The following is a 26,152-nucleotide window of genomic DNA, read 5'->3' as shown; positions in this document are numbered from 1 at the left end:
GATGAATCGATTTTTTAAAGCCTATTTTATCGCCAGCTTGATTTATGCGGTTGTCTTCGGTTTGCTGATGTACGGTGACGGTTTGCTGTTTTCAGGATCCGAATGTTTTGATATTGCACCTGAAAATGAACAGCGTCTACAGTATTGTTCACGAGCTGCTGAAATGTCGGCTTTTGAGAAAGTGTCTTTGAAGGTTTTCTTCTTTCCGTTTTTATCTGTAATGTTATTGTCCCTACTCAATGCCGGCATTATGAAGTGGACCAAACGCTGTACAACTTCGATGACTCTTGCTTTGCCTATTGTCGAATGGTTGATTGTTTGGTTCGTTTTTTTACTGTGGGAATGGAGTAGTCTGGATAGTTGGATGTCAATAGGAGGACTTCTTTTTTTGGGATTGCCTGTTTATGGCATGGCAGCAGTTCAAGCCCTGAGTGTGTTGCGCTCTTCTGCAAATGCCAATCAGAAAATTTGATGTGGGTTTAAGCCTTTTGAAATTTATTTTTTCAGACGACCTTTTTTTGCCTATGAACCGATTTTTCAAAGCCTATTTTATCGCCAGCCTGATTTATGCGGTGTGGTTCGGCGTGTTGATGTATGCCGTCGATCCGATGTTTGGCGCAATGGGATGCGACATGCAGTCGGGCGATTATTTGTGTTTTCAGGACGGCTCTCCGCGGCCGTTTACCAATTTCCTTTATCCTTTCCTGTCCGTTCCGATATTCAGCCTTTTGCACGCTGCCATCATGAAGTGGCGCAAACGCTGCTCGGTCGGGATGATTTGGTTTTTGGTCGGCTGCGAATGGCTGCTATTGTCGGTTTGGATAATCGCGATGCTGGCACGCGATGGCTTTGTGTTTTCCCGCGATGCCGTTACGGTGCTGACAGGCTCGTTTTTCGCCGTTTTGCCGCTGCTGGGCATGGCGTTGGCGCAAACGCTAGCCATTGCCATCGCTTCTTTGAAAAGCCAACGCAAAAAAGGCTGATTTTTGTTTTGCCGCACTCGTTTTGGCGAAACACGCTGCGTTTTCAGACGACCCCGTTATTGATTAACCACCCATCGAACCTAATAAGAAAAAGCTCCTCTAAACATGCCTTCAGAACACCTTATTCCTTCCGCTGCGGCAACGTCGTCTGAACACACTGTCGCGTGGGTATTCGGTCAACCCGTAACCGATTTGCCGCAGGATTTGTTTATTCCGCCCGATGCTTTGAAGGTTGTCTTAAGCAGCTTCCAAGGGCCGTTGGATTTGCTGCTTTACCTGATCCGCAAACAAAATATCGACGTTCTCGATATTCCGATGGTGAAGATTACCGAGCAATATCTGCACTATATCGCCCAAATGGAAGCGTATCAGTTTGATTTGGCGGCGGAATATCTCTTGATGGCGGCGATGCTGATTGAAATCAAATCGCGCCTGCTGCTGCCGCGTCCCGAAGAGGTCGAGGATGAAGAGGCGGATCCGCGTGCCGAGCTGGTGCGCCGCCTTTTGGCTTACGAACAGATGAAGCTGGCGGCGCAGGGTTTGGATGCGTTGCCGCGCGCGGGACGGGATTTTGCTTGGGCGTATCTACCGTTGGAAATCGCGGTCGAGGCGAAGCTGCCGGAGGTGTATGTCGCCGATTTGACGCAGGCTTGGCTGGGCATTTTGTCGCGGGCGAAACATACGCGCAGCCATGAAGTGATTCAGGAAACCATTTCCGTGCGCGCACAGATGACGGCGGTTTTACGTCGTCTGAACGAGAGCGGGATATGCAAATTCAGCGATTTGTTCAAACCGGAGCAGGGCGCGGCGTATGTGGTCGTCAATTTCATCGCGCTCTTGGAGCTTGCCAAAGAAGGTTTGGTCCGCATCGTCCAGCCGGACAGCTACGGCGAAATCGAAATCAGCCTGAAACAGGAAAATTTAGAACGCCCGGAAGCGGAAGAGGGCGTTTCAGACGACCCCGCCGCCGACATTGAAGGCGAAACGGCATGATGATTTCACGCTTGGCAAACCCATACCCATTTCCATCAACTGCCCTTTATATAGTGGATTAACTTTAAATCAGGACAAGGCGACGAAGCCGCAGACAGTACAGATAGTACGGAACCGATTCACTTGGTACTTCAGCACCTTAGAGAATCGTTCTCTTTGAGCCTAAGGCGAGGCAACACGCCGTACCGGTTTAAAGTTAATCCACTATAAACAAACAGGTACGAATTTATGAACAGTGTTTCCCTGCTAAACCGTAAAGCCTCGCTGTGGGCGGTCGGTTTGATGTTGTTCGCTTTGTTTTTCGGTGCGGGCAATCTGATTTTCCCTGCTTATCTCGGACAACAGGCGGGGGAAAGCTGGTTCTCTGCGATGACGGGTTTCCTGTTGACCGGTGCGGGTCTGCCGCTGTTGGGCGTGATTGCCATCGGCTATTCCGATTCGCGCGACGTGCAGGCGCTGGCATCCAGGGTTGCGCCCTGGTACGGCGTGGCGTTTGCCGTCGCACTGTATTTGTCCATCGGGCCGTTGTTTGCCATGCCGCGTACGGCGACGGTGTCGTTTGAGATTGCCGTTGCGCCGTTTTTAAGTGAAAGCCAGAAAACAGTCGGGCTGGCGGCGTTCAGCGTGGCGTTTTTCGGCGTGGCGTATTGGCTGTCGATGTCGCCGGGCAAACTGGTGGACCGCATCGGTAAAATCCTGACGCCCGTATTGCTTTTGACGATTGCCGTTTTGGTCGGCTATGCCGCGCTGAATCCGATGGGCGTTCCCGCCGCGGCGCAAGGCGATTTTGCCCTTCGTCCGTTCATAAAAGGCATTTTGGAAGGCTACGGCACAATGGACGCACTCGCTTCGCTGGTGTTCTCCATTATCGTCATTGACGCCGTGCGCGCGATGGGCGTGGACAACCGCTCCGAGCTGCTGCGGACGACCGCCGTTTCAGGCATCGTCGCCGCATCTTGTCTGGCTTTGGTGTACCTCTTCATCGGCTATATGGGCGCAACCAGCGTGTCAGGCTTGGGACTTCAGGAAAACGGCGCGGAAGTGTTGTCGAAAACCGCGAATTTCTACTTCGGCGTCCCCGGAAACATCCTCTTGGGCGTCATCGTCCTGCTCGCCTGCTTGAGTACCGCCGTCGGACTGATTACATCATGTTCCGAATATTTCAACCGCCTGTGTCCCGGCATTCCTTACAAAATGTTCGTCGTCATCAATACGGTCGTGTCTATGGCGTTGGCGAACAAAGGCCTGTCCTCCATCCTGACTTTCTCCATCCCGATACTGATGCTGCTGTACCCGCTGACCATCGTCATCATCCTACTGGTCTTCCTGCACAAACTGTTCGGCGGCAGCCGCATCGTCTATTTCTGCACCATGATGGCAACGCTGGCAATCGGTTTGCTCGATGCCTATAAAGCCGCATTCGGTTTCAGCGAAGAAGTCGCCGCCGATATCAACGGCGCACTGCCGCTTTACAACGTCGGACTGGGTTGGCTGCTGCCCGCAACCGTCGGCTTTATTTTAGGGTGCATCCTGAATGCCGCGATCAAGAAAAAACATAAGGCTTAAATCACAAAACAAAGGTCGTCTGAAATTTTTCAGACGACCTTTTCCATTCAATTCCGGATAAATCCAGAAATTTGGTGGATGCCCATTTTCGCAGGCTGCCTGACCTTTATGGTTGACAACCGCACTTCGGATGCGGGCCGGTTAACCGGAAACCACAAAATCCACCGTATGCGCTTCGCTGTAATCGGGGATTTCCAGTTTGTTGATCATACGGTGTATCACATCATTCGGCACGGAATGTTCGCGGTTACGGTTTTGCGACAGCAATTGCGTGTAAAGCACTTCCAAATAAATCAGGTGTACCCGCGCGCCGTAGTCGGCGAACATCGGCAGCCACTTGCTGCGCAGGTCGCGGTTGAGGTTGGTGGCGTTGAAGACAAATGACGTGCGGGCGCGCAGGTATTCTTTTGCCTGCTCTTTACCCAAACGCACGGCTTCGGCGGTGTGTTTCGGGTTGGCGGGGTCGAGTTTGCGCTCGCGGCGGATGTCGTCCAGCGACAGCATGGGCAGATGGGTGAGGTGTCGCCGGATATAGCTGTCTTTGCCGCTGCCTGCTATGGCGCACATGGCGTACACGTCAAAGGTTCTGTCGTCAAACGGCTGGTAATCGGGCATTTCGCTGCGGCCGTTAAGGTAAAGATAGCGGCCGTAATCGCTGGCGAAATTACGTGCTTTGCCCCAGCAACCGTTTTCTTCGCACAGCTCGCGGAACAAGTCGATGCGCAGCAGGATATCCTGTTGGTCGCGGCAGATGCGACCTAGAACGTCGGCTTTGGCAAGCATGGCGAGGTGAGCGGTATTGACCTGCAAAGAAGCGGCAATGACGGCGCGTTCCGGACTCGGTTTGTCGATTGCCCACAACGGCAGTCCGTGCAGGCGCACGAGTTTGGCTATCGCTTCGCGCACGGCAAACGGCGCGGCAAGTTCGGTATAAAGCAGGGTGCGGGCGGTGTATTCGCCTTTTTTGGCATGGTTCGGCGACACAATCCGCTCTTTGCCGTCTTGGATCTCACTTTTAGTGGTGCTGCGTTTTTCTACATCATGCAGCATAGCGGCGGCAAACAAGATATGTTGCTCCTGCTCGCTGAGTGCTTGGAATTCGGGCAGTTGCAGCAGGGCTTCGCACACCATTTTGGTATGGACGAATACATCGCCTTCAGCGTGCCATTCAGGATCCTGCGGCACGTTTTTCATGTCGGCAAACCAGCTGAAACGGTGTTCCAAGGCTTGCCAGTCGGGAAATTTGCCGGGTGTGTAATGGGGGAATGTCCACATGGTCGTCTTTCTTATTATTGGATGACTTGACTTCAGGCCGTCTGAAACTGCCAGCTTTGCCAATGGTATTTATCATAATCGATAAGGCGGGCGGGCTTCCAAGTTTTTGTCCAATGCACATCGGTTTTAACGTGTTTGGCGCGAACAAGTTTAAAGAGGTTGTCAAACTCGTTGGACTGTACGGGCAGGTTACCGTTGTTAGTGGCAAAATCAGCAGTATTGCGGATGACGAAGCCTTCACTGCATGCTTCGCCTGTTTTCGGGTCGTAGCCGCCGAGTTTGCCTGCGGTTTGCACGCTGTCTGTCCATGTTGCACCTAAATTGGCGAGCAGCCATTGCTCCAAAGCGGTGTCTTCGTCGGTGTATTTTTGGGTGAAGTCGGCAAGCGGATGCACGATGGGAAGTTCGGGGACTGTGGGGAAATCGAACAGCTGGGCATAGAATTTAACTTCTTCCCACGACAGCCAATGTCCGCCGCGACGGACGGCAAACAGGTAAAAATAGCTTTCCAACTGCGAATAGGCGATGGAGTGGATACCGTACATGTTTTCGCCGAAAAGTTCGAGGTCACCCAAGTCGTCTTTGATGTGCTGCCAGCGTTGCAGCAGCGGTTTGTCCCACGGATGTTGGGTGGGGGCGGCATGGCTGCGGGCATAAAGACCGTGGGCGGCGAAGCAGTTGTTTTGCCCGTCCAGCTTTTCGGTCAATACCAATTGCGGCAGAGTAGCGAAATGCGCGAGGTAGCCGCGAGGCATAAAGCGGTCGTCTGAAGTTGTGCCCAAGCTGATGGGTGCGTGCAGGCTGCGGGCGTATTTTTGTGGTTCGGTGTTCGCCATCATGATTTGTCCTTGAAATTTATTTTTTAAGTTTTTCGGATGGTTTCTGCGGCTGATTATATTTTTTCTACCGTATCGCTTTGTTTGGACACCAAAAGCTGGTCGACTTTCAGATTTTCGGTGTCGATGATTTCAAATTTATAGCCCGCGTAAACCAAAAAATCGGTGCGTTTCGGGATTTTGCGCAGGGAATACATCATAAAGCCGGCGATGGTTTCGTAGTTTTCCGAATGGGGAAATTCCTCAATGTCCAACGCGCGCATGACGTCGGCGAGCGGGGTCGCGCCGTCCACCAGCCAGGTATCTTCGGTGCGGCGGATGATTTGCGGCTCTTCTTCGGTATTGACCAACTCGCCCATGACGATGCTCATCACGTCTTTCAACGTCACCACGCCGACCACCAGCGCGTATTCGTTCACCACCACGGCAAAGTCTTCGCCGGAAGTTTTGAAGGTTTCCAAGACATCGTAAAGCGACAGCGTGTCGGGGATGAACAAGGCTTTGCGCAACACGCGCTTGTCGGTCAGGCGGACGTCTTTTTCTTTTAAAAACAAGGTCAATAGCGTGTGCGATTCGATGTAGCCGATGACGCGCTCCAAATCGCCGTCGCACACCAAGAATTTGTTGTGCGGTTTTTCCGACATGATTTCCAACACGGTATCGCTGCCGTCGTTTTTATCGAAATAGGCGATGTATTCGCGCGTGCTCATGGTGGAAGTCACCGTGCGCGCCTGCATGTCGAAGATATTTTCAATCAGGTAGTGTTCCTGCTCTTTCAATACGCCAGCCTGCGCGCCCGCATCGACGACGGCGTAAATGTCTTCCGAAGTCAGTTGCTCTTGGCGGACGGTGGAAATTTTGAAAAGTTTGAATATCGCGTTCGCCAGTCCGTCAAATGTCCAAACGAAAGGCTTTAGGATAAAAATCAAAAACATCATCGGCCGCACGATGCGCACCGCCACTGCTTCGGGATGGGTCATCGCTATGCGTTTGGGCATCAGGTCGGCAATCAGGATGAAGCTGCCCGTAACCAGCGCGAACGTCAGCAGCGACGCGGCCGTACTGCCCCAACTGCCCGCGTTTGCCAACAAACCGCCAAAATAAGGGCGCACCGCCGCTTCGCCGACGATACCGGCGAGAATGGCAACGGCGTTCAAACCGATTTGGACGACGGTGATGAAACTGCCCGGCTGCTGCTGCATGTTGAGTACATCCAGCGCGCGCGTGTCGCCGCCGTCTTTTGCCATCACTTGCAATTTGATTTTGCGCGCCGAGGCGAGCGCGAGTTCGGAACAGGAAACGAATGCGCTGATAACAATCAGCAGGACCAATAATAATAAGGCTTCGAGAATATTCATGAAAAACGGTGTGTGTGGTAAACAGAAGACATTTTAGCATTAAAGGTCGTCTGAAAAATTCAGACGACCTTTTTGCCAGTCATACTTACCAATCGCGCGGGGCAACCAGTTCTTCGATGTCCGCATCTTCAAAGCCGTAGCTTTGGGCGATGTATTCCATATCGGTGGCAATCGTGTCTCTAGCGACGGTCTCGATTTCGCTGTCGTTTTCATCAAACTCTTCAGCCAATTCGTTGAAGCGTTCGGTAGCTGCGTGGGTTAGTTCGTATAGGGCGTCGAGATTTTCGGGCTGTTCGGTTTCGATTTGGCGGCACAGTTCAACCAGGATGTTTTCTCCTTTTTGCACGAGTTTGTGCGGGAAATAATCGTCGTCGTACATATCCTGCAAAAAGGTGTGGTTTGCCAATTCGGTGTTGTTCAATGGATGACGGTTAGTCATGGATTCTCCTTTTCTATTTTTAGTTTAGAAGATAGATTTTGAAAAGGTCGTCTGAAAGCGCAGCTTCAACGAAGTTAAAACGGTTTTGAGATTTTCAGACGACCTCTGTGGATTGTGGGCGACAGATTAGCTTTTTCCTTCAAACATATGGCTTAACTTTTGGCGGTAAAGCGTTTGTTGACGCGCAGGCGTTCGCCGCGGCCGGCTTTTTTGATTTCCAGCCAGTCGGTGTAGATGGCGTGGATGAGGTGGTTTATGGTTTCAAAGCCGTATTGCTGCGGGTCGGTGCCTTGTGCGGCGAGTTGCTTCGATACGTCGCTCAAACGTGCCCAGCCTTGTTCGTCGGCGTGGGTATCGACTGCCTGCTGTACGGCAGGGATAACGCGGGTAACGGGCAGTTTGCTGCTTTTGGCGGCGGGTTCGGGTTTGACGGGTGTTGGTTGCGCGGTGTCTGCCGCAGGGCTTGGTGCGGTATTTTCGTTTTTGGTTGGGTTGGTTTTTTTGCTGCGCGTTTTGCGTTTTTGCGCGGCGTTGGGGTCGTCTGAAACGGTTTCTTCTGCCTGATGGGTTGCCACTGGGTTTTCAGACGACCTCTCTGTCGGCTTGTCGGCGGATTTGCGGCGGCGGACTTGGAGTTGGTTGTTGTCGGTGCGGTGTTCGAAGATGTCGAAGGATTTGATGAGGTCGGAGAGTTTGCCGTAGCCGTAAAGCCTTGAGTCGAAATCGGGATTGATTTTGCTGATGTAGCTGCCGATGGGGCCGAGGTTTGCCCAGCCGAGGTCGTCGGCGTTTTCGCGCACGGCGCGTTTGAGCAGGGACAGCGCGTCTGGGGCGGCGGCGGGGGTGTTTTTGCCGCTGTTCTTCTCTTTTTCTTGGCGTTGTTTTTCGGGACGGAAGATTTCGGTGTAGATGAATTTGTCGCAGGCTTTGCGGAAGGCTTCGGGCGTTTTCTTTTCGCCGAAACCGTAAACGGTCAGCCCGCTTTCGCGCAGGCGGCTTGCCAGGCGGGTGAAGTCGGAATCGCTGGATACGATGCAGAAGCCGTCGAAATTGCCGCTGTATAGCAAATCCATCGCGTCGATGACCAGCGCCATATCGGTGGCGTTTTTACCTTTGGTGTAGGCGAATTGTTGGACGGGGATGATGGCGTGGGGCAGGAGGGCGGCTTTCCATTTGGAAAGGCCGTGGCTCCAGTCGCCGTAGATGCGTTTGACGCTGGCGATGCCGTATTTTGCAACTTCTTCGAGCAGGCGGTCGATAATGTCGGCGGGGGCGTTGTCGGCGTCGATGAGGACGGCGAGTTTTTTGTTGGCCAATGTGGTCATGGGGACTCCGTGGTATTCATGTCAGTCGAGGTCGTCTGAAAACCGGTTTTCAGACGACCTCGATTTTTAAAGCATATCTTGTATGGCGGCGCGTTCTTCTTCCAGCTCCGCCAGTGTCGCGGCGATGCGTTGGCGGCTGAACTCATCCGACAAGTCCAAGCCTTGGACGATGCGGTAGCTGCCTGCGTCGCAAATGACGGGGAAACCGAAAATCAAACCTTCGGGGATGCCGTAAGAGCCGTCGGAGGGGACGCCCATCGTTATCCATTTGCCGCTGCTGCCGAGCAGCCAGTCGCGCAGGTGGTAGATGGCGGCATTCGCGGCGGAGGCGGCGGACGACGAACCGCGCGCGGCGATGATGGCGGCACCGCGTCCGGCGATTTTCGGCATGAAGACTTCGGTGTTCCAATCGGGTTCGGTAATCATGTCTTTGACGGACTCGCCGTTGCTGGTGGCGTAGCGGTAGTCGGCGTACATGGTCGGGCTGTGGTTGCCCCAGACGCACATTTGCTCGATGGAAGGAATCGGGCGGTTGATTTTCTCGGCGACTTGGCTGACGGCGCGGTGGTGGTCGAGACGCATCAGGGCGGTGAAGTTTTCCGGCGGGATGTCGGGCGCGGATTTCATGGCGATGTAGGCGTTGGTGTTGGCGGGGTTGCCGACGACGAGGACTTTGACGTCGCGATGGGCAACTTTGTTCAACGCCGCGCCTTGTACTTTGAAAATTTCGGCGTTGGCGTGCAGCAGGTCGGCGCGTTCCATGCCTTGCGTACGCGGGCGCGCACCGATTAAGAGGGCGATGTCGGCATCTTTGAAGGCGACTTCGGGGTCGTCTGTGGCGAAGATGTCGGCAAGAAGCGGGAAAGCGCAATCCTGCATTTCCATAATCACGCCGCGCAATGCCTGCTGCGCCTGTGGCAGGTCGAGCAATTGCAGGATAACGGGTTGGTCGCGTCCGAGCATAATGCCGCCGGCGATACGGAACAGGGTCGCATAGGCAATTTGCCCTGCTGCGCCGGTAACGGCGATGCGGACGGGAGGCTTGAGTGTCATGTTTTTCCTTTTGAAGTCGTTGTTTTACTTGGTTTGCGGATTATAACAGCATTGAGTATTAGAGAATGAAAAGGTCGTCTGAAACTGGGAATAGGTTTTCAGACGACCTTTTCGATTGCTGTCTGTCAATTTTCCGCATCGCGGCAGATTTCGATGGCTTCCTGAAGGCTGGAAACGCCGAAGATTTTTAGATTCGGAAACTCTTTTTCGTTGCGCGGCATATTGGCTTTGGGGACGATGGCGCGTTTGAAGCCGAGTTTTTCCGCTTCTTTGAGCCGCTCTTGTCCGCGTGCGACGGGGCGGACTTCGCCGCTGAGGCCGATTTCGCCGAAGGCAACCATTTTTTCGGGCAGCGGGCGGTTGCGGAAGCTGGAGAGCATGGCGAGGATGACGGCGAGGTCGGCGGCGGGTTCGCCGATTTTGACGCCGCCGACGGCGTTGAGGAACACGTCTTGGTCAAAACAGGCGATGCCGCCGTGGCGGTTGAGGACGGCGAGCAGCATGGCGAGGCGGTTTTGTTCGAGGCCGACGGTGAGGCGTTTGGGGGTGAAGCCGTGCGCATCATCAACCAATGCCTGAATTTCGACCAAAAGCGGGCGGCTGCCTTCCTGCGTGACCAAAACACACGAGCCGGGCGTGTCGTCGCGGTAGCTGGCGAGGAAGATGGCGGACGGGTTGGACACGCCTTTCAAACCGTTTTCTGTCATGGCGAATACGCCCAATTCGTTTGCCGCGCCGAAGCGGTTTTTGATGGCGCGGATCATGCGGTAGTTGGAATGTTGGTCGCCCTCGAAATACAGCACGGTATCGACCATGTGTTCCAGCACGCGCGGGCCAGCAATCGCGCCGTCTTTGGTAACGTGTCCGACCAGTATCATGGCGATGCCCATCTGTTTCGCCATACGCGTCAGTTGGGCGGCGCATTCGCGCACCTGCGACACGGAGCCGGGGGCGGAGGTGATTTGGTCGGAATACATGGTTTGGATGGAGTCGATGACGACGACTTCGGGCTGATGCTGTTTCAACGCCGCTTGAATGGCTTCCATGCGGATTTCGGCAAGCAGGTTTACGCCTTCGGTGGGCAGTTCCAAACGTTGCGCGCGCAGGGCGACCTGTTGGGCGGATTCTTCGCCGGAAACGTACAGCACTTTGCGGCTTTGCGCCATTTTGGCGATGGTCTGCAACAGCAGCGTGGATTTGCCGATGCCGGGGTCGCCGCCAAGCAGAATGACCGCGCCATCGACCAGGCCGCCGCCCAATACGCGGTCGAGTTCGCCCATGCCGGTCGGATTACGCGGCACTTCGGTGGCGGTCACGGCAGATAGGGATTGGACGGTCGATGTGTCCGCCGCCCAAGATTGGAAGCGGGCGTTTTTCGGTTCGGGCGCGGCCAGGCTTTCTTGAAGCGTGTTCCACTCGCCACAATGCGGGCATTTGCCTTGCCATTTCGGGGAAGTGCCGCCGCATTCGGTACATTGGTAGATGGTTTTGGGGGCTTTTGCCATGATGTTTTCCCTATGGGTTTTTGAAGTGTGAAAAGGTCGTCTGAAAACTGATAGCGTTTTCAGACGACCTTTTTTCAAGGATTCGGACTGGGCTTATTTGCTTTCGTCTTTACCGTCTTTCTTGTCTTTTTTCGGAGCCGGTTTTTTCGCCGCCAAACCTAAAGACTTCTGCCATTCGGCTGGATTTTTGACTAAATCCAAGGCTTTGCGGAGCTGGTCGTCTTTGGCAGGATTAGGAATACGACGGCTGGAGAGGTCTTCGTCTTTCTCTTTGTCCTTGCCTTTTTTGGACTTGGCGTTTTCGTCGGCTTTGGCGGCTTCGTTTGAATCAGGCGTGCTGATTTCGTTGCTGCTGTTGACGTCTTCGCCGCCGAGCGGGTTGCCGATGTGTCCGGCGAGGTCGGCTTCGCGGCTTTCAAAGGCGCGGTCTTTGTCTTTGACTTCGACGTCGGGGACGATGCCTTGCGCTTGAATCGAGCGGTCGTTCGGCGTGTAGTACAGCGCGGTGGTCAGTTTGACTGCGCTGCCGTTGGACAGCGGAATCAGGGTTTGAACCGAGCCTTTACCGAAACTTTGCGTACCGACGACGACGGCGCGTTTGTGGTCTTGCAGCGCGCCTGCGACGATTTCGGAAGCGGAAGCGGAGCCTGAGTTAATCAACACGGTCATCGGAATGGTTTTCAACTCGGCGGGCAGATCTGCCAGCGGGTCTCTGCCGCTCGTGCGGATGTAGTCTTCGGGACGGGCTTTCAATACCATGCCCTCTTTGCCGTCGCGTCCTTTGGTGCTGACGACTTTTGCGTCTGCGGGCAGGAAGGCGGCAGAGACACCGACCGCACCGTCAAGCAGACCGCCCGGGTCGTCGCGCAGGTCAAGGATGATGCCTTTGAGCGGTGCGCCTTTGTTTGCCTTAATCAGGGCTTTGGCGGCTTCGTTGATGCCCGCTACGGTGCGCTCTTGGAATTGGGATACACGGATGTAGCCGTAGTTCGGCTCAAGCAGGTGGTGGCGGACGCTTTTGACTTTGATGATGGCGCGGGTCAGGTTGACGACGATGGGCTTGTCCACGTTTTTGCGCGAAAGGGTCAGGGTGATTTTGGTGCCCGGTTTGCCGCGCATTTTTTTCACGGCTTCGCTGGTGGTCAGGCCGCGTGTGGAGACGTTGTCGATTTTGGCGATGAAGTCGCCGCTTTTCACGCCTGCACGCTCGGCGGGCGTATCTTCAATCGGGGCGATGACTTTGATAAAGCCGTCTTCCTGACCGATTTCCATACCCAAGCCGCCGAATTCGCCGCTGGTGGATTCTTTCATGTCGGCATAGCCTTTTTTATCCATATACTCGGAATGCGGATCGAGGTCGGATACCATGCCTTTCATCGCGCCTTCAAAGAGGTCGGCGTCGGATTTGTCTTGGTAATAATTGGCTTTGATTTGCCCGTAGACTTCCGCCATGTTGCGGATGGATTGTACGGGTAGGGTTTCGTTGTCTTTTTTGTCTTTTTCGGCGGCAAAGCTTTGAACGCTCAAGCTGAGGGCGACACCGCTGAATGCGCCGAGTGTGTAGAGTGCGACTTTTTTCAAAGTGGATGTTGACATTATGAATGGCTTTCTTTTTATATAGTGGATTAACTTTAAACCAGGACGGCGTTACCTCGCCTAACTTTAAACCAGTACGGCGTTGCCTCGCCTTGCCGTACTATCTGTACTGTATCTGCGGCTTCCGCCTTGTCCTGATTTAAATTTAATCCACTATATTATTTCATTTCAGACCGTAATGACTGTGAAACGGGGTGGGAAATATTGCTTCAGACGACCTGAATATACATTCGCAAGACTGTATGCGATTTACGCTTGGTAAACAACAGGGTTAGCGTAAAAAATATCTGCGCGGGTGTAAAAGCTTTTGAATATAGGGCCGTCGGGTCGGGTTGTTAAATTTCAGACGACCCCGTGATACGGCAAAAGGTCGTCTGAAAATGTCAAACCGGTTTGCAGGTCAGCTTATCCAGGAGAGCGGGTTCATTGCCTGCCCGTTGTAGCGGACTTCCAGATACAGGCCCTCCATGCCCGAAGGCAGGGTTCCGCTGATGCCCAGGCGGTTGCCTGCGGCTACGGCGTAGCCTTTGGCGACTTCGATTTCGCTTAAGCCTGAATAGATGCTGATATAGCCGTCGCCGTGATCGATGACGATGACTTTGCCGAAACCTTCCAATTCATCGGCGTAGGTAACCGTACCGCCGGCGATGCTGCTGACGATTGCCGGAGTCGTTTGGTAGAACACGCCTTTCCAAACTTCACCGTCGCCGCGGTCTTGTCCGAAGAGTCCGGCAAGCGTGCCGCTGACCGGTTTTTTCAGACGACCCTGCATGCGGCTGAAGCTGTTGGCATTGCTGATTCTGACGTAGGAAGGCGCGCGGATGTTCATGTCTTCTGCGGTCAGGTTGGACATGGCGGCGCGTTCGTCGGCGGATTTTTGCGCGGCGGCGGCGCGGTCTTTGCGCGCTTTTTCAGCGGCGGCAAGACGGGCTTCGGCGGCTTTTTTTCGCGCTTCGGCTTCCTGGCGGCGTTGCTCGGCTTTACGCTTTTCCAAGTCTTTCAACAGATTGTTCAGGCGTTGTTCGTTTTCTTTGTGGTTGATTTTTTTCTGCGCCTCTTTTGCCATCTGCGCGTTTTGGCGGCGGCTTTCAGCCTGTTCGGCAGTGTTGGTTACACCTTGGCGGCGCAGCGAGGACTGAATGTTGACCTGAAGTTTTTTCAGGTATGCCAGCTCGTTGTTGATTTTCTGCTCTTGCGCTGCCAGCTCTTTTTGCTGCTTCTCAAGGTCTTTGATGACTTGATCGTTGGCGGTGTTGATATAGCGGGTGTAACGCAGGAAGCGGGTTTTCTGACCCGGCTCGGCATTTTTCAGGAACAGGGCAACGGCGTTAGGCTGGCTGTTTTTATAGTTGCCTGAAACGAAACGGGAAATTTGCGCGCGCGTGTTGGAAACCTGAGTTTTCAGGTAGTTCAAATCAGCATTGAGTTTTTGAAACTTGTCCCATGCGTCGCGCTGTTGGCGGTTGATGGCGGATAAGTTGATACGGCTTTGCTGCAACTGTTTCAACGTGGTATTAACGTGAATGATGAAACCTTCGTTGCGGCTGCGCAGCGATTTTTTGCTTTCCAAATCATTGGCGGCGGCGGTTACTGCGGCTTTGAAGTCGTCTGAATCGGCGGCAGCGGTTTTCTTATCAGCTTTGTCCGTTTTTTTCTCGACGGTTTTTTTGTCCTGTTTTGCCGCTGCTTCGTCTTTTTTAGGCAACTCGGCGGCTTCTTTTTTTGCCTTTACATTATTTTTGGCTGCGGGTTTGTCTGCCGCTTTGTCTTTGCCTTTTACAGGCTCGGTTTTTGCGGGAACGGCTTTGCCTGCCTTCTCTTCCGCTTTGGCTTCACCTTTTTTGGTTTTATCGGTTTTATCTTGCTTTTTGGTTTCTTTGTCGTTTTTGCGTTCTTTGGTACGCTCGTTTTTCGCCGCTTCGGCAGTTTCCTTTTTGCTTTTGGCTACGGGCTTGTCATCTGCCTTGTCCTTAGCGTTTTTCGCGGCAGGTTTGGCTTTGTCTTTGGCAGCTTCTTTTTTAGCAGGTTCGGCGTCTTTTTTCTCCTTGACGCTTTTTTTGACAGGTGTAGCCTTTTCCTTGGGCGCATCTTTGGCGGCGAAAGAAGGCGAAGCGAAACCGATGAGCAGGGCGAGTAAAAGAGGTTTGTAACGCATGATTGGATTCTGGATCGTTAAAATAAAGGCAATAGGCGGAATTATATAGTCAGCGGGGTCGTCTGAAAATATTGTTTAGGCAATTAAAACGGCGGTCATGCTGTGTTGTTTGTCATATTGAATTCAGTATGGACAAGCTGCACGGCAAGGTTTGGCATCATAATATTTAATATGATGCTCCGTTTATTTTTGTTGTAAAACCGACGGCACGAATCGGGCGATGGTATCGCGCAGGACGATGAGTTTGCCGTGGAAGAAGTGGGATGAGCCGGCGATGGTGATGACGGGCAAACCTTGCGGTTCCGCCCATGTCCAAGCCTTGCTGATTTCAACGACTTCGTCTTCTGCGCCATGAATCATCAGGGTTTTGGTAATGTCAGGGACGGCTGAAGGCTCGGGACGGTCGGTGTAGTGGTGTACTGCCGCGCCGATGAGCAACAGCAAATCCGGTTCGCGCTCTTGGGCGGCGAAGGTGGCGACATAGCCGCCGAAGGAGAAACCTGCCAATGCGAACAGTTCGGCTTCGGGGTGTTGCGCGCGGGCATAGTCGATGACGGCGATGCAGTCTTGCGTTTCGCCGCGTCCGTAATCGTGTGTGCCTTCACTGTTGCCTACGCCGCGCAGGTTTGGCAGGTAGCAGTGGAAACCGAGTTGCGATAAGGCTTTGGCGGCGGTTTGGATGACTTTGTTGGTGTTCGTGCCACCTTGCAGCGGGTTGGGATGGTTGATGACTGCCACACCGCGTGCAGGTGTTTGCGCGGCAGGCAGGAAGATGGTTTCGAGCAGGCCGACAGGGCCGGATATTTGGATGATGTCAGGTTTCAACATGGGTTTTCCTTTATTTTGTGTGTGCTGTGAGGGCGGGGTTATTGCTTTATCAGGTGTTGCCGTCGCCCAATCTGTATTTGGGTTTTCAGACGACCTGCTCATCTCACAGATAAAAATGTTTGCCGTTGTTGGGGTTGCTTGCTTTCAAATCGTTCAACATCCGCTTGAAATCCAAGCCGTATTGTCCGCTTAGCTTTTTCGCGCGTTTTTTCAGCTTGTCCAGGTTTTGCTCTTTCGGGCTGCTTTGAAACGCCATGACCGCCATATTGCCGTGGCTTTCGGCGGGCAGTTCCAGCACGCGGCCTTCGAAGACGTTGAGCAGGCGTTCGATAAAGCGTTGGTAGCGTTTGTCACCGCTCCACCAGTTGGTGACGAACACACCGTCGGGCGAGAGGGCGTGGCGGCAGTCTTGGAAGAAGGGTTCTTCCACCAGCGCGTCGATGATTTGTTCGCCGTCGAAGCCGTCCACTAAAATCACGTCGGTATTGTGGCGGAACACTTTGATGTATTCCGCGCCGTCCGCTTCAACGATTTCAAAGTTTTCCCCTTCAAACGGCAGCTCGAACAGGCTGCGGGCGACGGCGATGACCTGAGGGTTGATGTCCACGGCGGTTTGCTTGGTGTCGGGCAGGTAGCTGTCTATCCAGCGCGCGAACGAGCCGCCGCCCAAGCCGATTTGGGTGATGTGTTTCGGCGTTTCTTCCGCAAACAGAAGCCAGCCCATCATCGCGCGGCTGTACGACAAAACCAGTTCGGCGGGATGGTCGAGGTTCATCGAGCTTTGGATGGTGTCGCTGCCCAAATGCAACGAGCGGATGTTGCCTTCTTCGGAAATGCCGACTTCGGGCAGGTCGGACTTGGCGGGGCGCAGGCGGCGGTAGGGGTGTCGTGGCATGATGTGGACGGATGGAGGGGAAAGGGGAGTATTTTATCAGAGTGTCGTCTGAAATGCTTTTTGTGCGGTTGTTTTTCAGACGACCTTTCGGCTATATGCCTGAGCGGCTTGGTTTATATATGGGGTAATCATTACGTCTGAAATAAATTTCTTTTTAAATCAGATATTTTTTATAAAAATTTACTTTGTGGGCGACAGGCTCTTGCCAAGCGGGGCAGTTAACGGCATAATTCGGCTTCTTTGCCGGTATAGCTCAGTTGGTAGAGCACCTGACTTGTAATCAGGGGGTCCCGAGTTCGACTCTTGGTGCCGGCACCAGTTTATCGCTGAAGGTGCCGCAAGGTATTTCAGTAAGCCGGTATAGCTCAGTTGGTAGAGCACCTGACTTGTAATCAGGGGGTCCCGAGTTCGACTCTTGGTGCCGGCACCAATCAAACAGCCCGATTGTGGAAGCAGTCGGGCTGTTTTGCGTTTGCCGTTCGGGTGGCAGGGCAGCGGGCATTTCACTATAATAGCCCGTTTTAATCTAAAAGGTCGTCTGAAAAAGGCGGAATACATTCTAATGATTACTGTGAACACACTGCAAAAGATGAAGGCAGAAGGCGAAAAAATCGCCATGCTGACCGCCTATGAATCCAGCTTTGCCGCGTTGATGGATAACGCCGGAGTCGATGTCTTGCTGGTGGGCGATTCCTTGGGCATGACCGTGCAGGGGCGCAAATCCACGCTGCCTGTCAGCCTGCGCGATATGTGTTACCACACTGAAAACGTCGCGCGCGGTACGGAAAACGCGATGATTGTCAGCGACTTGCCTTTTGGTGCGTATCAACAGAGTAAAGAACAGGCGTTTGCCGCCGCTGCCGAACTGATGGCGGCAGGCGCGCATATGGTCAAACTCGAAGGCGGCGTTTGGATGGCGGAAACCACCGAATTCCTGCAAATGCGCGGCATTCCCGTCTGCGCCCATATCGGCTTGACCCCGCAGTCCGTGTTTGCGTTTGGCGGATATAAAGTGCAGGGGCGGGGCGATAAGGCGGAAGCCTTGTTGGCAGATGCGAAAGCACACGACCAAGCGGGTGCCGCCATCGTACTGATGGAATGCGTGCCGGCGGAGTTGGCGAAAAAAGTAACCGAAACCGTCTCTTGCCCGACCATAGGCATCGGCGCAGGTGTGGATTGCGACGGGCAAGTTTTGGTCATGCACGATATGCTCGGCATTTTTCCGGGCAAAACCGCCAAATTCGTCAAAAATTTCATGCAGGGTAAAGATAGCATTCAGGCCGCCGTTGAAGCCTATGTCCATGAAGTCAAAGCCAAAACCTTCCCCGCTGCGGAACATTCGTTTGCTTGATACCCTCAACTGAAAAAGGTCGTCTGAAAAGGTTTTCATCGTGAAAACCGAATTTCAGACGACCTTTGTTTGTCCGTGTTCCCAGCGTATAATCGGCGCGTGATTTTCGGGCTGACAAAATACAGCGGCTGCGCGCCGCAATCCCGAAAAAGATAAAGGACATTTTCCACCATGCAAATCATTCATACCATTAAAGAATTACGCGAATGGCGCAAAAACGCAGGCAGCGTTGCCTTTGTACCGACTATGGGCAATCTGCACGAAGGCCATCTCGCCCTCGTTCGCGAAGCCAAAAAACGCGCCGACAACGTCGTCGTCAGCATATTCGTCAACCGCCTGCAATTCGGACAGGGCGAGGATTTCGACAAATACCCGCGCACCTTGCAGCAAGACGCCGACAAACTCGCCAACGAAGGCGTAGCCGTCGTGTTCGCACCTGACGAAAAAGAGCTGTATCCCCATGTCGAGCAACGTTTCAACGTCGAACCGCCCAACCTTCAAAACGAATTGTGCGGCAAATTCCGCCCCGGACATTTCCGCGGTGTCGCTACTGTCGTCAGCAAACTGTTCAACATCGTTCAACCCGATACCGCCTGCTTCGGCAAAAAAGACTATCAGCAGTTGGCGATTATCAAAGGCTTTGTCGAAGACCTGAATTTCAATATCGACATCATTCCCGTCGATACCGGCCGCGCTCCCGACGGACTTGCGCTTTCCAGCCGCAACCAATACCTCAGCGAAGCCGAACGCGCCGAAGCCCCGCGTCTGTACCGCGAATTGCAGCGCGTCGCCGCCGAACTCAAAAACGGCAATCTCGATTACGTCGGTCTGGAGACAGAAACCGTCCGCCGCCTGACCGAAGCGGGCTGGGTGGTCGATTACGTCGAAATCCGCCATGCTGAAAGCCTCGCCGTCGCACGCACCGGCGACAAAGCCCTCGTCGTTCTCGCCGCCGCCCGCTTGGGAACGACGCGTCTGATTGACAACGTGGAAGTCAGCTTGGCCTGATTGTTGGAATGGAAAAAGGTCGTCTGAAAACCGGTTTGGGTTTCAGACGACCTTTTTGTTTGGGAGCGTTTTACATCTGCACCAAGCCGTTGACTGTGATGCTGATTTCTTCTGAGCCGGGAGAGGGGGTTTGGATAGCGTTGTTTTCGTCGCTTGCCGAACGCTTGAACATGGCAGCTTCGGTATTCATCATTTTGGCGCGGGCGAAACCGTTGTCTATGGAACGGTTGCCGATGTGGCCTAAATTGAGTTTGACGATTTTGTAGTTGGAAAAACCGAGCGTTTTCGCTAAGTCTTGCGCGCGGTCTTTGAAGCGCAGGATGGCGGCTTTGCTGACTTGATCGACGGCGGCTTCGCGTTTTTCTTTGGATATGCTGAAGCCGATGCGGTTGAGTGTGGCAGTTTGCAGCGTTTCGTCAATCAGGCGGTTGATTGCGTCAAAGTCTTTGCTTTCGACTTTGAACACGGCTTCTTCTTCCCAGCCTATTTGGATGCGTTTGCCGTTGTTGTTGTATTCATAGCGTGGGCTGGCGCTGCGGTTGAGGATTTCGGTTTGGAGTTTGTTGTTTTGTACGGCTTTGTTGAAGTCGTTGAATTTTTTCTGAAACGCTTTGTTCGCCGTAGCGCGGTCTTTGCCTTCGGAAGCAATGCTGAAGTAGGCGGTCATGGTATCGCGGGTTATTTCGAGATTGGCGGATTCGGCAAATTCGACGATGTTGTAATGAAGGGTGTCGGTTTCGGCTGCGGCGGGCAGGGCGGTTGCGAGTATGAGGGCGGCAAGGATGGGGCGTAACATGGTTTTTCCTTTTGGTATCGGGTGTGGAAACAAATGGTATTGGATAATTTGTATCAGGTCGTCTGAAAGTGCAGCTTCAATGAAGTTGAAAAAGGTTCTGACTTTGCTGCAACAGGTTTCAGACGACCTTTGACGGTGTCAGCCGAAAAAGCCCATTTTGACTTGGATGAGTTTTTCAAGTTCGGGCAGGACGCGGCGGCGGGAGACGAAGAAGATGATGTGGTCGCCGTCTTGGACAATGGTGTCGGTGTGGTGCCCCATGATGACTTCGCCCGTTTCGGCACGAACGATGGCGGCGATGTAGCAGTCGCCCGGCCATTTGATGCCGCTGATGCGCCTGCCGACGATGGCGGAAGTGTTTTTGTCGCCGTGGACGACGACTTCGATGGCTTCGGCGGTGCCGCGTCTGAGGGGGTGGACGGCAACGATGTCGCCTCGGCGGATGTGTGCGAGGATGGAGCCGATGGTGATGAGGTGCGGTGACACGACGATGTCGATTTTGTTGCCTTCGAGCAAATCGACGTAGCTGGATCGGTTGACGATGGTGACAACGCGTTTTGCACCAAGGTTTTTCGCCAACAGGCTGGACATGATGTTGTTTTCGTCGTCGTTGGTCAGGGCGCAGAATACGTCGATTTCGTCGATGTATTCTTCGTCCAGCAGGGTTTCGTCGGTGGCGTTGCCTTGCAGGACGAGGGTGTTGTCGAGGTTTTCGGCGAGCCACTCGGCGCGGCGGGGGTTGTATTCGACAATTTTAATGTCGTATTTGGATTCGAGCTGCTTGGCGAGGCGGTAGCCGATGTTGCCGCCGCCGGCAATCATGATGCGGCGTGTGCGCGCCTCTTTGGGACGCAGTTCGCGCATGATGATGTTGACGCTGCTGATGTCGGCGGCAAAAAGTACCTCGTCGCCTTCGATAATGACGGTTTGCGGCGTGGGGACGATGAGGCGGTTGTTGCGGTATATGGCGCAGATTTGGCAGTCCACGCCTTCGGGGAGGTGTTGGTTGATGTCGGCAATTTCACGGTTGACGAGCAGCCCGCCTTTACGCGCCTGTACGATGACCATGCGGACTTTGTCGTCGGCAAACCGCAATACCTGCAACGCACTGGTGTAGCTGAGCAGCCCGACGAGCTGTTCGGTAACGAGTTGTTCGGGACTGATGGTTTCGGTAATGTCGAAGACGGTAAGGCTGCCGTTTTCCGTATCGTCGTTTTCAGGGTAGGGGTATTCCAGATATTCGCTGGAACGCACGCGGGCAATGCGGCTGGGGATATTAAAGAGATCGGCGGCGATTTTGCAGGCGACGATGTTGGTTTCGTCGCTGCGGGTCAGGGCGAGCAGAAGGTCGGAATCCGCCGCGCCCGCCTGTTCGAGGATAAACGGGGATGCGCCGTTGCCGAGTATGGTTTGGACGTCGAGGCGGCTGCCGATGTGTTGCAGGGCTTTTTCGTCGATGTCGATAACGGTAACGTCGTTGCTGGAAACGGAGGCGAGGTTTTGCGCGACGGTCGAGCCGACCTGTCCGCTGCCGAGGATGAGGATTTTCACGGTTTGGGCGGGGGGTTGGGTAAGGATGATGGGATTGTATAATATAGTGGATTAAATTTAAATCAGGACAAGGCGACGAAGCCGCAGACAGTACAGATAGTACGGAACCGATTCACTTGGTACTTCAGCACCTTAGAGAATCGTTCTCTTTGAGCTAAGGCGAGGCAACGTTGTACTGGTTTAACAGTGAATCCACTATAAAACAAAATAAAAAGGCTACAATGCCATCCTTGCCGCATTTCGGCTGCTTGGAATATATGGGGTCGTCTGAAAAATCGCCGCACCGGTTTTCAGACGACCTTTTAGCCCAAATCCTTCATTGCCGAAACCTCACAACTCCTTAAAAATCAGCTATAATTGCCGACTATTTTGATTACGGTATCCCTATTTGAAATGGCACAAAAAATCCAATCCGTCAAAGGCATGAACGACCTTTTGCCCGTCGAACAAAAAGATTTCAAGCTGACCGCTGCGTTTTGGCAGGCATTTGAAGATGTGGTCGGCCGCTGGACGCGTGCTTATGGTTATCAGCAAATCCGTACGCCGATTGTCGAGCAGACGGGTTTGTTTGTCCGCTCCATCGGCGAAGAAACCGATGTGGTCGGTAAGGAAATGTACACTTTTTCCGATTCCAACGATTCTTTGAGCCTGAGTCTGCGGCCGGAGGGTACGGCATCCTGCCTGCGTGCGGTGGTCGAACACAATCTGTTGTACAACAGCCCGCAAAAGCTGTGGTACATGGGGCCGATGTTCCGCCGCGAGCGTCCGCAAAAAGGACGCTACCGCCAGTTTCATCAGGTCGGTATCGAGGCGTTGGGTTTTGAAGGTCCGGACATCGACGCCGAAATCATCGCGATGTCGGCGGATTTGTGGGACAAGCTGGGTATCCGCGATTACCTGACTTTGGAAATCAACAGCTTGGGTAACCGCGAAGAGCGTGCGGCGCACCGTGCGGCTTTGGTCGAATATCTGACCCGTTATGAAGACAAATTGGACGAAGACAGCAAACGTCGTCTGAAAACCAATCCGTTGCGCGTTTTGGATTCCAAAAATCCCGATTTGCAGGAAATCTGCAATGCCGCGCCGCATCTGACCGATTATCTGGGCGAGGAATCGCGCAATCATTACAGCCGTTTCAAAGCCATGTTGGAAGGCTTGGGCATTCAATACGTCGAAAACCCGCGACTGGTGCGAGGCTTGGATTATTACAACCAAACCGTTTTTGAATGGACGACTGACAAACTCGGCGCGCAGGCGACGGTGTGTGGCGGCGGCCGTTACGACGGTTTGATTGAAGAACTTGGCGGTACGCCTGCGCCGTCCATCGGTTTTGCAATGGGTATCGAGCGTTTGCTGCTGCTGGTTAGCGAATACGGTTCGCTGGAAGTCAATGCCGCGCCTGACGTGTACGCCATGCATCAGGGCGAGGGTGCGGATTTGCAAGTGATGAAATACGCGCAAGCCTTACGCGCACAAGGTTTCAACGTGATGCAGCATTCCGGCTATCAAAGCCTGAAATCACAAATGAAAAAAGCCGACAACAGCAGCGCGCGCTTTGCTCTGATTGTTGCGCAAGACGAATTGGCGAACGGTACGGTTACGCTTAAAGACATGAACGGCGCACACGGTCAGCAAACCGTCGCCGCCGACGATTTAATCCACACTTTACAACAATGGAAGAACGCATAAATGGCAGCCCATCTCGAAGAACAACAAGAATTAGACAATTTTAAATACTTTTGGAAAAGTACCGGCCGATGGCTGTTTGCCCTGCTGATTGCGGCGGCGTTGGGCTATTTGGGCTATACCATGTATAAGAGCCATAAAGCCTCGCAAAGTCAGGAAGCTGCCGAAGTATTGGCGAAAATCGTCGATAAAATGCAGGCAAAAGCCTCGCAAGCCGAAGTGAATGCCGATTTGACCAACCTCCAGCAAAATTATCCGGACTCCATTGCCGCCGCGCAAGCGACGCTGATGGCGGCTGCGACCGAGTATGATGCCCGCCGTTACGACGTGGCGGAAGGTCATCTGAACTGGGTGTTGAAAAACCAAAAAGCCCCGCTGATTCAAGCATTGGCGGCGCAGCGTTTGGGCATCGTCCTGTTGCAGCAGAAAAAATACGATGCCGCGATTGCAGCCTTGAATACGAAAGTTGAAGCAGATTTCGAGCCGCTGCTTTTGGAAGCGAAAGGCGATGTTTATGCCGCGCAAAACAAAACCAAAGAAGCCGCGCAAAGTTATCAGCAGGCTTTGGAAAAGCTGCCTAAAGACGCCATCGAACGCGAATTGCTGCAAATGAAGCTGGATTCGCAAAAATAAGGTCGTCTGAAAAATTGAAAGACGTATGCGGCTTGTCGGAATCTTTCCGGCAAGCCTTGTCTGTTTTAATTGTGTTCCATTTTATATAGTAGATTAAAATAAAAATGAGACAAGGCGGCAACGCACGCTGTGTACAGATAATATAGTGGATTAACTCTAAATCAGGACAAGGCGACGAAGCCGCAGACAGTACAGATAGTACGGAACCGATTCACTTGGTACTTCAGCACCTTAGAGAATCGTTCTCTTTGAGCTAAGGCGAGGCAACGCCGTACTGGTTTAAAGTTAATCCACAGTACATAAGGGCGTTGGCAACGCCGTATCATTGCAATTTCCATCCACTATATTTTCAGATGACCTTTTGTTTGAAGACGTATCATGCAGAGACAAGATTCGCCGAACAGGTCGTCTGAAAAGGCAGATTATTTGGCTTTGCGTTTGAGTAGAATATACATAGGTACGATATAAAAGAGCGTGCTGATAATTAATGAGACTATGATTTTGAGTGGTTGGTCTGTTTGATAAACGCCGAACAATAAGCCAATCCCGAAATTCACAGGGAGAAAAATGAATAGTGATGTTAAGATGATCTTTTTCATTGTGTAAAATCCATTAATTATGACCGGATGAAACTTGCCATACCGTATTTGAAGTTGATGGACGCAGACAAGTTCACCAAGTCGAAGATGGCTGTACAGGATGGATATTCCAGCTCAAGCCATTGTTGCTGTTGAATCTATTTTTCAGACGACCCCTTATCCTTTTTAACCTACCGTGTTTTGAAAACACCTGCTCGTGTTGCTGGTTCGCTTCCGAACCGACACTTGACACAGAAAGACCCCATCATGAAACCCACCATCGCCCTTGTCGGCCGCCCGAACGTCGGCAAATCCACCTTGTTCAACCGCCTGACGCGCACCAAAGACGCGCTTGTGCATGACCTGCCCGGCTTGACCCGCGACCGCCATTACGGACACGGCAAAATCGGCAGCAAACCTTATCTCGTCATCGATACCGGCGGTTTTGAGCCGGTTGTGGACAGCGGCATTTTGCACGAAATGGCGAAGCAGACTTTGCAGGCTGTTGATGAAGCCGACGCCGTCGTGTTCTTGGTGGACGGCCGCACAGGTCTGACCCCGCAAGACAAAATCATCGCCGACCGTCTGCGCCAAAGCCCGCGCCCCGTTTATCTGGCGGTAAACAAAGGCGAGGGCGGCAACAGAGCCGTGCTTGCCGCCGAGTTTTACGAGCTGGCATTGGGCGAACCGCACGTTATTTCCGGCGCACACGGCGACGGTGTGTATTACCTGATTGAAGAAATTTTAGAAAAATTCCCTGACCCTGAAGCCGAAGAAGCCGACGTTAAACATCCCGTTTTTGCCGTTATCGGTCGTCCGAACGTCGGCAAATCCACGCTGGTTAACGCCATTCTCGGTGAAGAGCGCGTGATTGCCTTCGATATGGCAGGCACGACGCGCGACAGCATCCACATTGATTTTGAACGCGAAGGCAAACCGTTTACCATCATCGATACCGCAGGCGTGCGCCGTCGCGGCAAAGTCGATGAGGCTGTGGAAAAGTTCTCCGTTATCAAAGCGATGCAGGCGGTTGAGGCGGCAAACGTTGCCGTTTTGGTATTGGACGCGCAGCAGGACATCGCCGACCAAGATGCCACGATTGCCGGTTTCGCCTTGGAAGCAGGGCGCGCGCTGGTGGTTGCCGTCAATAAATGGGACGGTATCAGCGAAGAGCGGCGCGAGCAGATTAAACGCGACATTTCCCGCAAACTGTATTTCCTCGATTTTGCCAAGTTCCACTTCATTTCCGCATTGAAAGAACGCGGTATCGACGGATTGTTCGACAGCATTCAGGCCGCCTACAACGCCGCCATGATTAAGATGCCGACGCCGAAAATCACCCGTGTCCTGCAAAGCGCCATCGAACGCCAACAGCCGCCGCGCGCAGGTTTGGTGCGCCCGAAAATGCGTTATGCCCACCAAGGCGGCATGAACCCGCCCGTGATTGTGGTACACGGCAATTCGCTGCACGCGATTTCCGACAGCTATACGCGCTACCTGACCCAGACGTTCCGCAAAGCCTTCAACCTGCAAGGCACGCCGCTGCGGATTCAATACAATGTTTCGGAAAACCCGTATGAAAATGCGGAAGACAAACCGAAGAAAAAACCGCTGCGCCGCGTCAGCCTGAGCAACCGCATCGAGAAACGCGAGGGCCGCAAGGAAGAGAAAAACCGTTTTAAAAAGAAAACCAAAGTCAGCGTGAAAAAACAGCACAGCAAATAAATCTGACGGAACAAGGG

Annotated in this window: 22 protein-coding genes, 2 tRNA genes and 1 pseudogene; 12 read left to right on the top strand and 13 right to left on the bottom strand. The window is 53.2% G+C overall.

What is annotated here, in order from left to right; genetic code table 11:
- Window position 1: 1 nt before the first annotated feature.
- The 4 genes from HMPREF3050_RS00740 to brnQ all read left to right on the top strand — a co-directional run bounded on the left by HMPREF3050_RS00740 (window position 2) and on the right by brnQ (window position 3,542).
- Window positions 2–472: a hypothetical protein gene (locus tag HMPREF3050_RS00740; protein ID WP_003741001.1), complete on the top strand. Its 471-nt coding sequence runs from the start codon at window positions 2–4 to the stop codon at window positions 470–472.
- A gap of 52 nt (window positions 473–524) precedes the next feature.
- On the top strand, window positions 525–983 hold the full coding sequence (locus HMPREF3050_RS00735; protein WP_003755393.1) for a hypothetical protein: 459 nt from the start codon (window positions 525–527) through the stop codon (window positions 981–983).
- A 105-nt stretch (window positions 984–1,088) separates the two neighbouring features.
- Window positions 1,089–1,976, top strand: coding sequence for a segregation and condensation protein A (locus HMPREF3050_RS00730; protein ID WP_003778081.1), 888 nt, complete (start codon window positions 1,089–1,091; stop codon window positions 1,974–1,976).
- Between the two features lie 228 nt (window positions 1,977–2,204).
- On the top strand, window positions 2,205–3,542 hold the full coding sequence (gene brnQ / locus HMPREF3050_RS00725) for a branched-chain amino acid transport system II carrier protein (RefSeq protein ID WP_070773125.1): 1,338 nt from the start codon (window positions 2,205–2,207) through the stop codon (window positions 3,540–3,542).
- Window positions 3,543–3,683: 141 nt separating this feature from the next.
- Here the strand turns inward: brnQ and HMPREF3050_RS00720 are convergent, their stop codons facing one another.
- The 11 genes from HMPREF3050_RS00720 to HMPREF3050_RS00670 form a co-directional block, all read right to left on the bottom strand.
- Window positions 3,684–4,817, bottom strand: a complete 1,134-nt coding sequence (locus HMPREF3050_RS00720; RefSeq protein ID WP_070773124.1) for an AAA family ATPase — start codon at window positions 4,815–4,817, stop codon at window positions 3,684–3,686.
- Between the two features lie 32 nt (window positions 4,818–4,849).
- The gene (locus HMPREF3050_RS00715; RefSeq protein ID WP_070773123.1) at window positions 4,850–5,656 is read right to left on the bottom strand and encodes an RNA ligase family protein; all 807 of its coding nucleotides are present in this window, start codon (window positions 5,654–5,656) and stop codon (window positions 4,850–4,852) included.
- Window positions 5,657–5,709: 53 nt separating this feature from the next.
- Entirely contained in the window at window positions 5,710–7,011 is a 1,302-nt protein-coding gene (locus tag HMPREF3050_RS00710; RefSeq protein WP_070773122.1) for a polyamine export protein PaeA, read from the bottom strand.
- Between the two features lie 85 nt (window positions 7,012–7,096).
- Window positions 7,097–7,450, bottom strand: a complete 354-nt coding sequence (locus HMPREF3050_RS00705) for a DUF5713 family protein (RefSeq protein ID WP_070773121.1) — start codon at window positions 7,448–7,450, stop codon at window positions 7,097–7,099.
- Window positions 7,451–7,602: 152 nt separating this feature from the next.
- Window positions 7,603–8,775: an NYN domain-containing protein gene (locus HMPREF3050_RS00700; RefSeq protein ID WP_070773120.1), complete on the bottom strand. Its 1,173-nt coding sequence runs from the start codon at window positions 8,773–8,775 to the stop codon at window positions 7,603–7,605.
- Window positions 8,776–8,841: 66 nt separating this feature from the next.
- Window positions 8,842–9,828, bottom strand: a complete 987-nt coding sequence (locus HMPREF3050_RS00695) for a malate dehydrogenase (RefSeq protein WP_003762913.1) — start codon at window positions 9,826–9,828, stop codon at window positions 8,842–8,844.
- 125 nt (window positions 9,829–9,953) lie between these two features.
- Window positions 9,954–11,333 carry a DNA repair protein RadA gene (radA, locus tag HMPREF3050_RS00690; protein WP_003740864.1) on the bottom strand — a complete coding sequence of 460 codons (1,380 nt, stop codon included), beginning with the start codon at window positions 11,331–11,333 and terminating at the stop codon, window positions 9,954–9,956.
- Window positions 11,334–11,426: 93 nt separating this feature from the next.
- Entirely contained in the window at window positions 11,427–12,929 is a 1,503-nt protein-coding gene (locus tag HMPREF3050_RS00685) for a S41 family peptidase (protein ID WP_003763010.1), read from the bottom strand.
- A gap of 400 nt (window positions 12,930–13,329) precedes the next feature.
- Window positions 13,330–15,084 (bottom strand): peptidoglycan DD-metalloendopeptidase family protein, encoded by a 1,755-nt coding sequence (locus HMPREF3050_RS00680; protein ID WP_070773119.1) that lies wholly within the window; start codon window positions 15,082–15,084, stop codon window positions 13,330–13,332.
- 183 nt (window positions 15,085–15,267) lie between these two features.
- A complete protein-coding gene (locus tag HMPREF3050_RS00675) occupies window positions 15,268–15,912 on the bottom strand; it encodes an alpha/beta hydrolase (protein WP_009311957.1) in 645 nt (214 codons plus the stop codon).
- A gap of 103 nt (window positions 15,913–16,015) precedes the next feature.
- A complete protein-coding gene (locus HMPREF3050_RS00670) occupies window positions 16,016–16,807 on the bottom strand; it encodes a polyamine aminopropyltransferase (protein WP_070773118.1) in 792 nt (263 codons plus the stop codon).
- Between the two features lie 242 nt (window positions 16,808–17,049).
- Between HMPREF3050_RS00670 and HMPREF3050_RS00665 the strand changes: the two genes are divergently transcribed.
- The 4 genes from HMPREF3050_RS00665 (at window position 17,050) to panC (ending at window position 19,166) form a co-directional block, all read left to right on the top strand.
- Window positions 17,050–17,125 (top strand) — tRNA-Thr (locus HMPREF3050_RS00665).
- Window positions 17,126–17,161: 36 nt separating this feature from the next.
- A tRNA-Thr gene (locus HMPREF3050_RS00660) sits at window positions 17,162–17,237 on the top strand.
- Between the two features lie 132 nt (window positions 17,238–17,369).
- Window positions 17,370–18,158, top strand: a complete 789-nt coding sequence (gene panB / locus HMPREF3050_RS00655) for a 3-methyl-2-oxobutanoate hydroxymethyltransferase (RefSeq protein ID WP_039405907.1) — start codon at window positions 17,370–17,372, stop codon at window positions 18,156–18,158.
- 171 nt (window positions 18,159–18,329) lie between these two features.
- Window positions 18,330–19,166 (top strand): pantoate--beta-alanine ligase, encoded by an 837-nt coding sequence (panC, locus tag HMPREF3050_RS00650; protein ID WP_070773117.1) that lies wholly within the window; start codon window positions 18,330–18,332, stop codon window positions 19,164–19,166.
- 70 nt (window positions 19,167–19,236) lie between these two features.
- On the opposite strand, the gene HMPREF3050_RS00645 is transcribed toward panC, so the two are convergent.
- The gene (locus HMPREF3050_RS00645) at window positions 19,237–19,962 is read right to left on the bottom strand and encodes an SIMPL domain-containing protein (RefSeq protein WP_070773116.1); all 726 of its coding nucleotides are present in this window, start codon (window positions 19,960–19,962) and stop codon (window positions 19,237–19,239) included.
- Window positions 19,963–20,100: 138 nt separating this feature from the next.
- Window positions 20,101–21,513, bottom strand: a complete 1,413-nt coding sequence (trkA, locus tag HMPREF3050_RS00640; RefSeq protein WP_070773115.1) for a Trk system potassium transporter TrkA — start codon at window positions 21,511–21,513, stop codon at window positions 20,101–20,103.
- Window positions 21,514–21,555: 42 nt separating this feature from the next.
- Here trkA and HMPREF3050_RS14740 point away from each other — a divergent pair.
- From HMPREF3050_RS14740 to der, 4 genes and pseudogenes are all read left to right on the top strand, one after another.
- Window positions 21,556–21,618 (top strand): annotated as a pseudogene (locus tag HMPREF3050_RS14740) (transposase); the annotation flags it as partial.
- A gap of 288 nt (window positions 21,619–21,906) precedes the next feature.
- Window positions 21,907–23,202: a histidine--tRNA ligase gene (gene hisS, locus HMPREF3050_RS00635; RefSeq protein ID WP_070773114.1), complete on the top strand. Its 1,296-nt coding sequence runs from the start codon at window positions 21,907–21,909 to the stop codon at window positions 23,200–23,202.
- Window positions 23,203–23,832: a YfgM family protein gene (locus HMPREF3050_RS00630; protein WP_003778117.1), complete on the top strand. Its 630-nt coding sequence runs from the start codon at window positions 23,203–23,205 to the stop codon at window positions 23,830–23,832.
- A gap of 845 nt (window positions 23,833–24,677) precedes the next feature.
- Window positions 24,678–26,135: a ribosome biogenesis GTPase Der gene (der, locus tag HMPREF3050_RS00625; RefSeq protein WP_070773113.1), complete on the top strand. Its 1,458-nt coding sequence runs from the start codon at window positions 24,678–24,680 to the stop codon at window positions 26,133–26,135.
- Window positions 26,136–26,152: the final 17 nt, after the last annotated feature.

The sequence above is a fragment of the Neisseria sp. HMSC065D04 genome, from assembly GCF_001815675.1.
Taxonomy (GTDB): domain Bacteria; phylum Pseudomonadota; class Gammaproteobacteria; order Burkholderiales; family Neisseriaceae; genus Neisseria.
This window is presented reverse-complemented; position numbering and strand designations above follow the sequence as displayed.

What these genes read in the sequence shown, in the direction of transcription:
- HMPREF3050_RS00680 (WP_070773119.1), bottom strand. Translation starts at nt 15,084, where the DNA reads ATGCGTTACAAACCTCTTTTACTCGCCCTGCTCATCGGTTTCGCTTCG.
- HMPREF3050_RS00705 (WP_070773121.1), bottom strand. Translation starts at nt 7,450, where the DNA reads ATGACTAACCGTCATCCATTGAACAACACCGAATTGGCAAACCACACC.
- HMPREF3050_RS00675 (WP_009311957.1), bottom strand. Translation starts at nt 15,912, where the DNA reads ATGTTGAAACCTGACATCATCCAAATATCCGGCCCTGTCGGCCTGCTC.
- HMPREF3050_RS00715 (WP_070773123.1), bottom strand. Translation starts at nt 5,656, where the DNA reads ATGATGGCGAACACCGAACCACAAAAATACGCCCGCAGCCTGCACGCA.
- HMPREF3050_RS00630 (WP_003778117.1), top strand. Translation starts at nt 23,203, where the DNA reads ATGGCAGCCCATCTCGAAGAACAACAAGAATTAGACAATTTTAAATAC.
- panC (WP_070773117.1), top strand. Translation starts at nt 18,330, where the DNA reads ATGCAAATCATTCATACCATTAAAGAATTACGCGAATGGCGCAAAAAC.
- der (WP_070773113.1), top strand. Translation starts at nt 24,678, where the DNA reads ATGAAACCCACCATCGCCCTTGTCGGCCGCCCGAACGTCGGCAAATCC.
- HMPREF3050_RS00645 (WP_070773116.1), bottom strand. Translation starts at nt 19,962, where the DNA reads ATGTTACGCCCCATCCTTGCCGCCCTCATACTCGCAACCGCCCTGCCC.
- brnQ (WP_070773125.1), top strand. Translation starts at nt 2,205, where the DNA reads ATGAACAGTGTTTCCCTGCTAAACCGTAAAGCCTCGCTGTGGGCGGTC.
- HMPREF3050_RS00695 (WP_003762913.1), bottom strand. Translation starts at nt 9,828, where the DNA reads ATGACACTCAAGCCTCCCGTCCGCATCGCCGTTACCGGCGCAGCAGGG.
- HMPREF3050_RS00720 (WP_070773124.1), bottom strand. Translation starts at nt 4,817, where the DNA reads ATGTGGACATTCCCCCATTACACACCCGGCAAATTTCCCGACTGGCAA.
- radA (WP_003740864.1), bottom strand. Translation starts at nt 11,333, where the DNA reads ATGGCAAAAGCCCCCAAAACCATCTACCAATGTACCGAATGCGGCGGC.
- HMPREF3050_RS00730 (WP_003778081.1), top strand. Translation starts at nt 1,089, where the DNA reads ATGCCTTCAGAACACCTTATTCCTTCCGCTGCGGCAACGTCGTCTGAA.
- HMPREF3050_RS00735 (WP_003755393.1), top strand. Translation starts at nt 525, where the DNA reads ATGAACCGATTTTTCAAAGCCTATTTTATCGCCAGCCTGATTTATGCG.
- HMPREF3050_RS00740 (WP_003741001.1), top strand. Translation starts at nt 2, where the DNA reads ATGAATCGATTTTTTAAAGCCTATTTTATCGCCAGCTTGATTTATGCG.
- HMPREF3050_RS00700 (WP_070773120.1), bottom strand. Translation starts at nt 8,775, where the DNA reads ATGACCACATTGGCCAACAAAAAACTCGCCGTCCTCATCGACGCCGAC.
- panB (WP_039405907.1), top strand. Translation starts at nt 17,370, where the DNA reads ATGATTACTGTGAACACACTGCAAAAGATGAAGGCAGAAGGCGAAAAA.
- HMPREF3050_RS00670 (WP_070773118.1), bottom strand. Translation starts at nt 16,807, where the DNA reads ATGCCACGACACCCCTACCGCCGCCTGCGCCCCGCCAAGTCCGACCTG.
- HMPREF3050_RS00710 (WP_070773122.1), bottom strand. Translation starts at nt 7,011, where the DNA reads ATGAATATTCTCGAAGCCTTATTATTATTGGTCCTGCTGATTGTTATC.
- HMPREF3050_RS00685 (WP_003763010.1), bottom strand. Translation starts at nt 12,929, where the DNA reads ATGTCAACATCCACTTTGAAAAAAGTCGCACTCTACACACTCGGCGCA.
- hisS (WP_070773114.1), top strand. Translation starts at nt 21,907, where the DNA reads ATGGCACAAAAAATCCAATCCGTCAAAGGCATGAACGACCTTTTGCCC.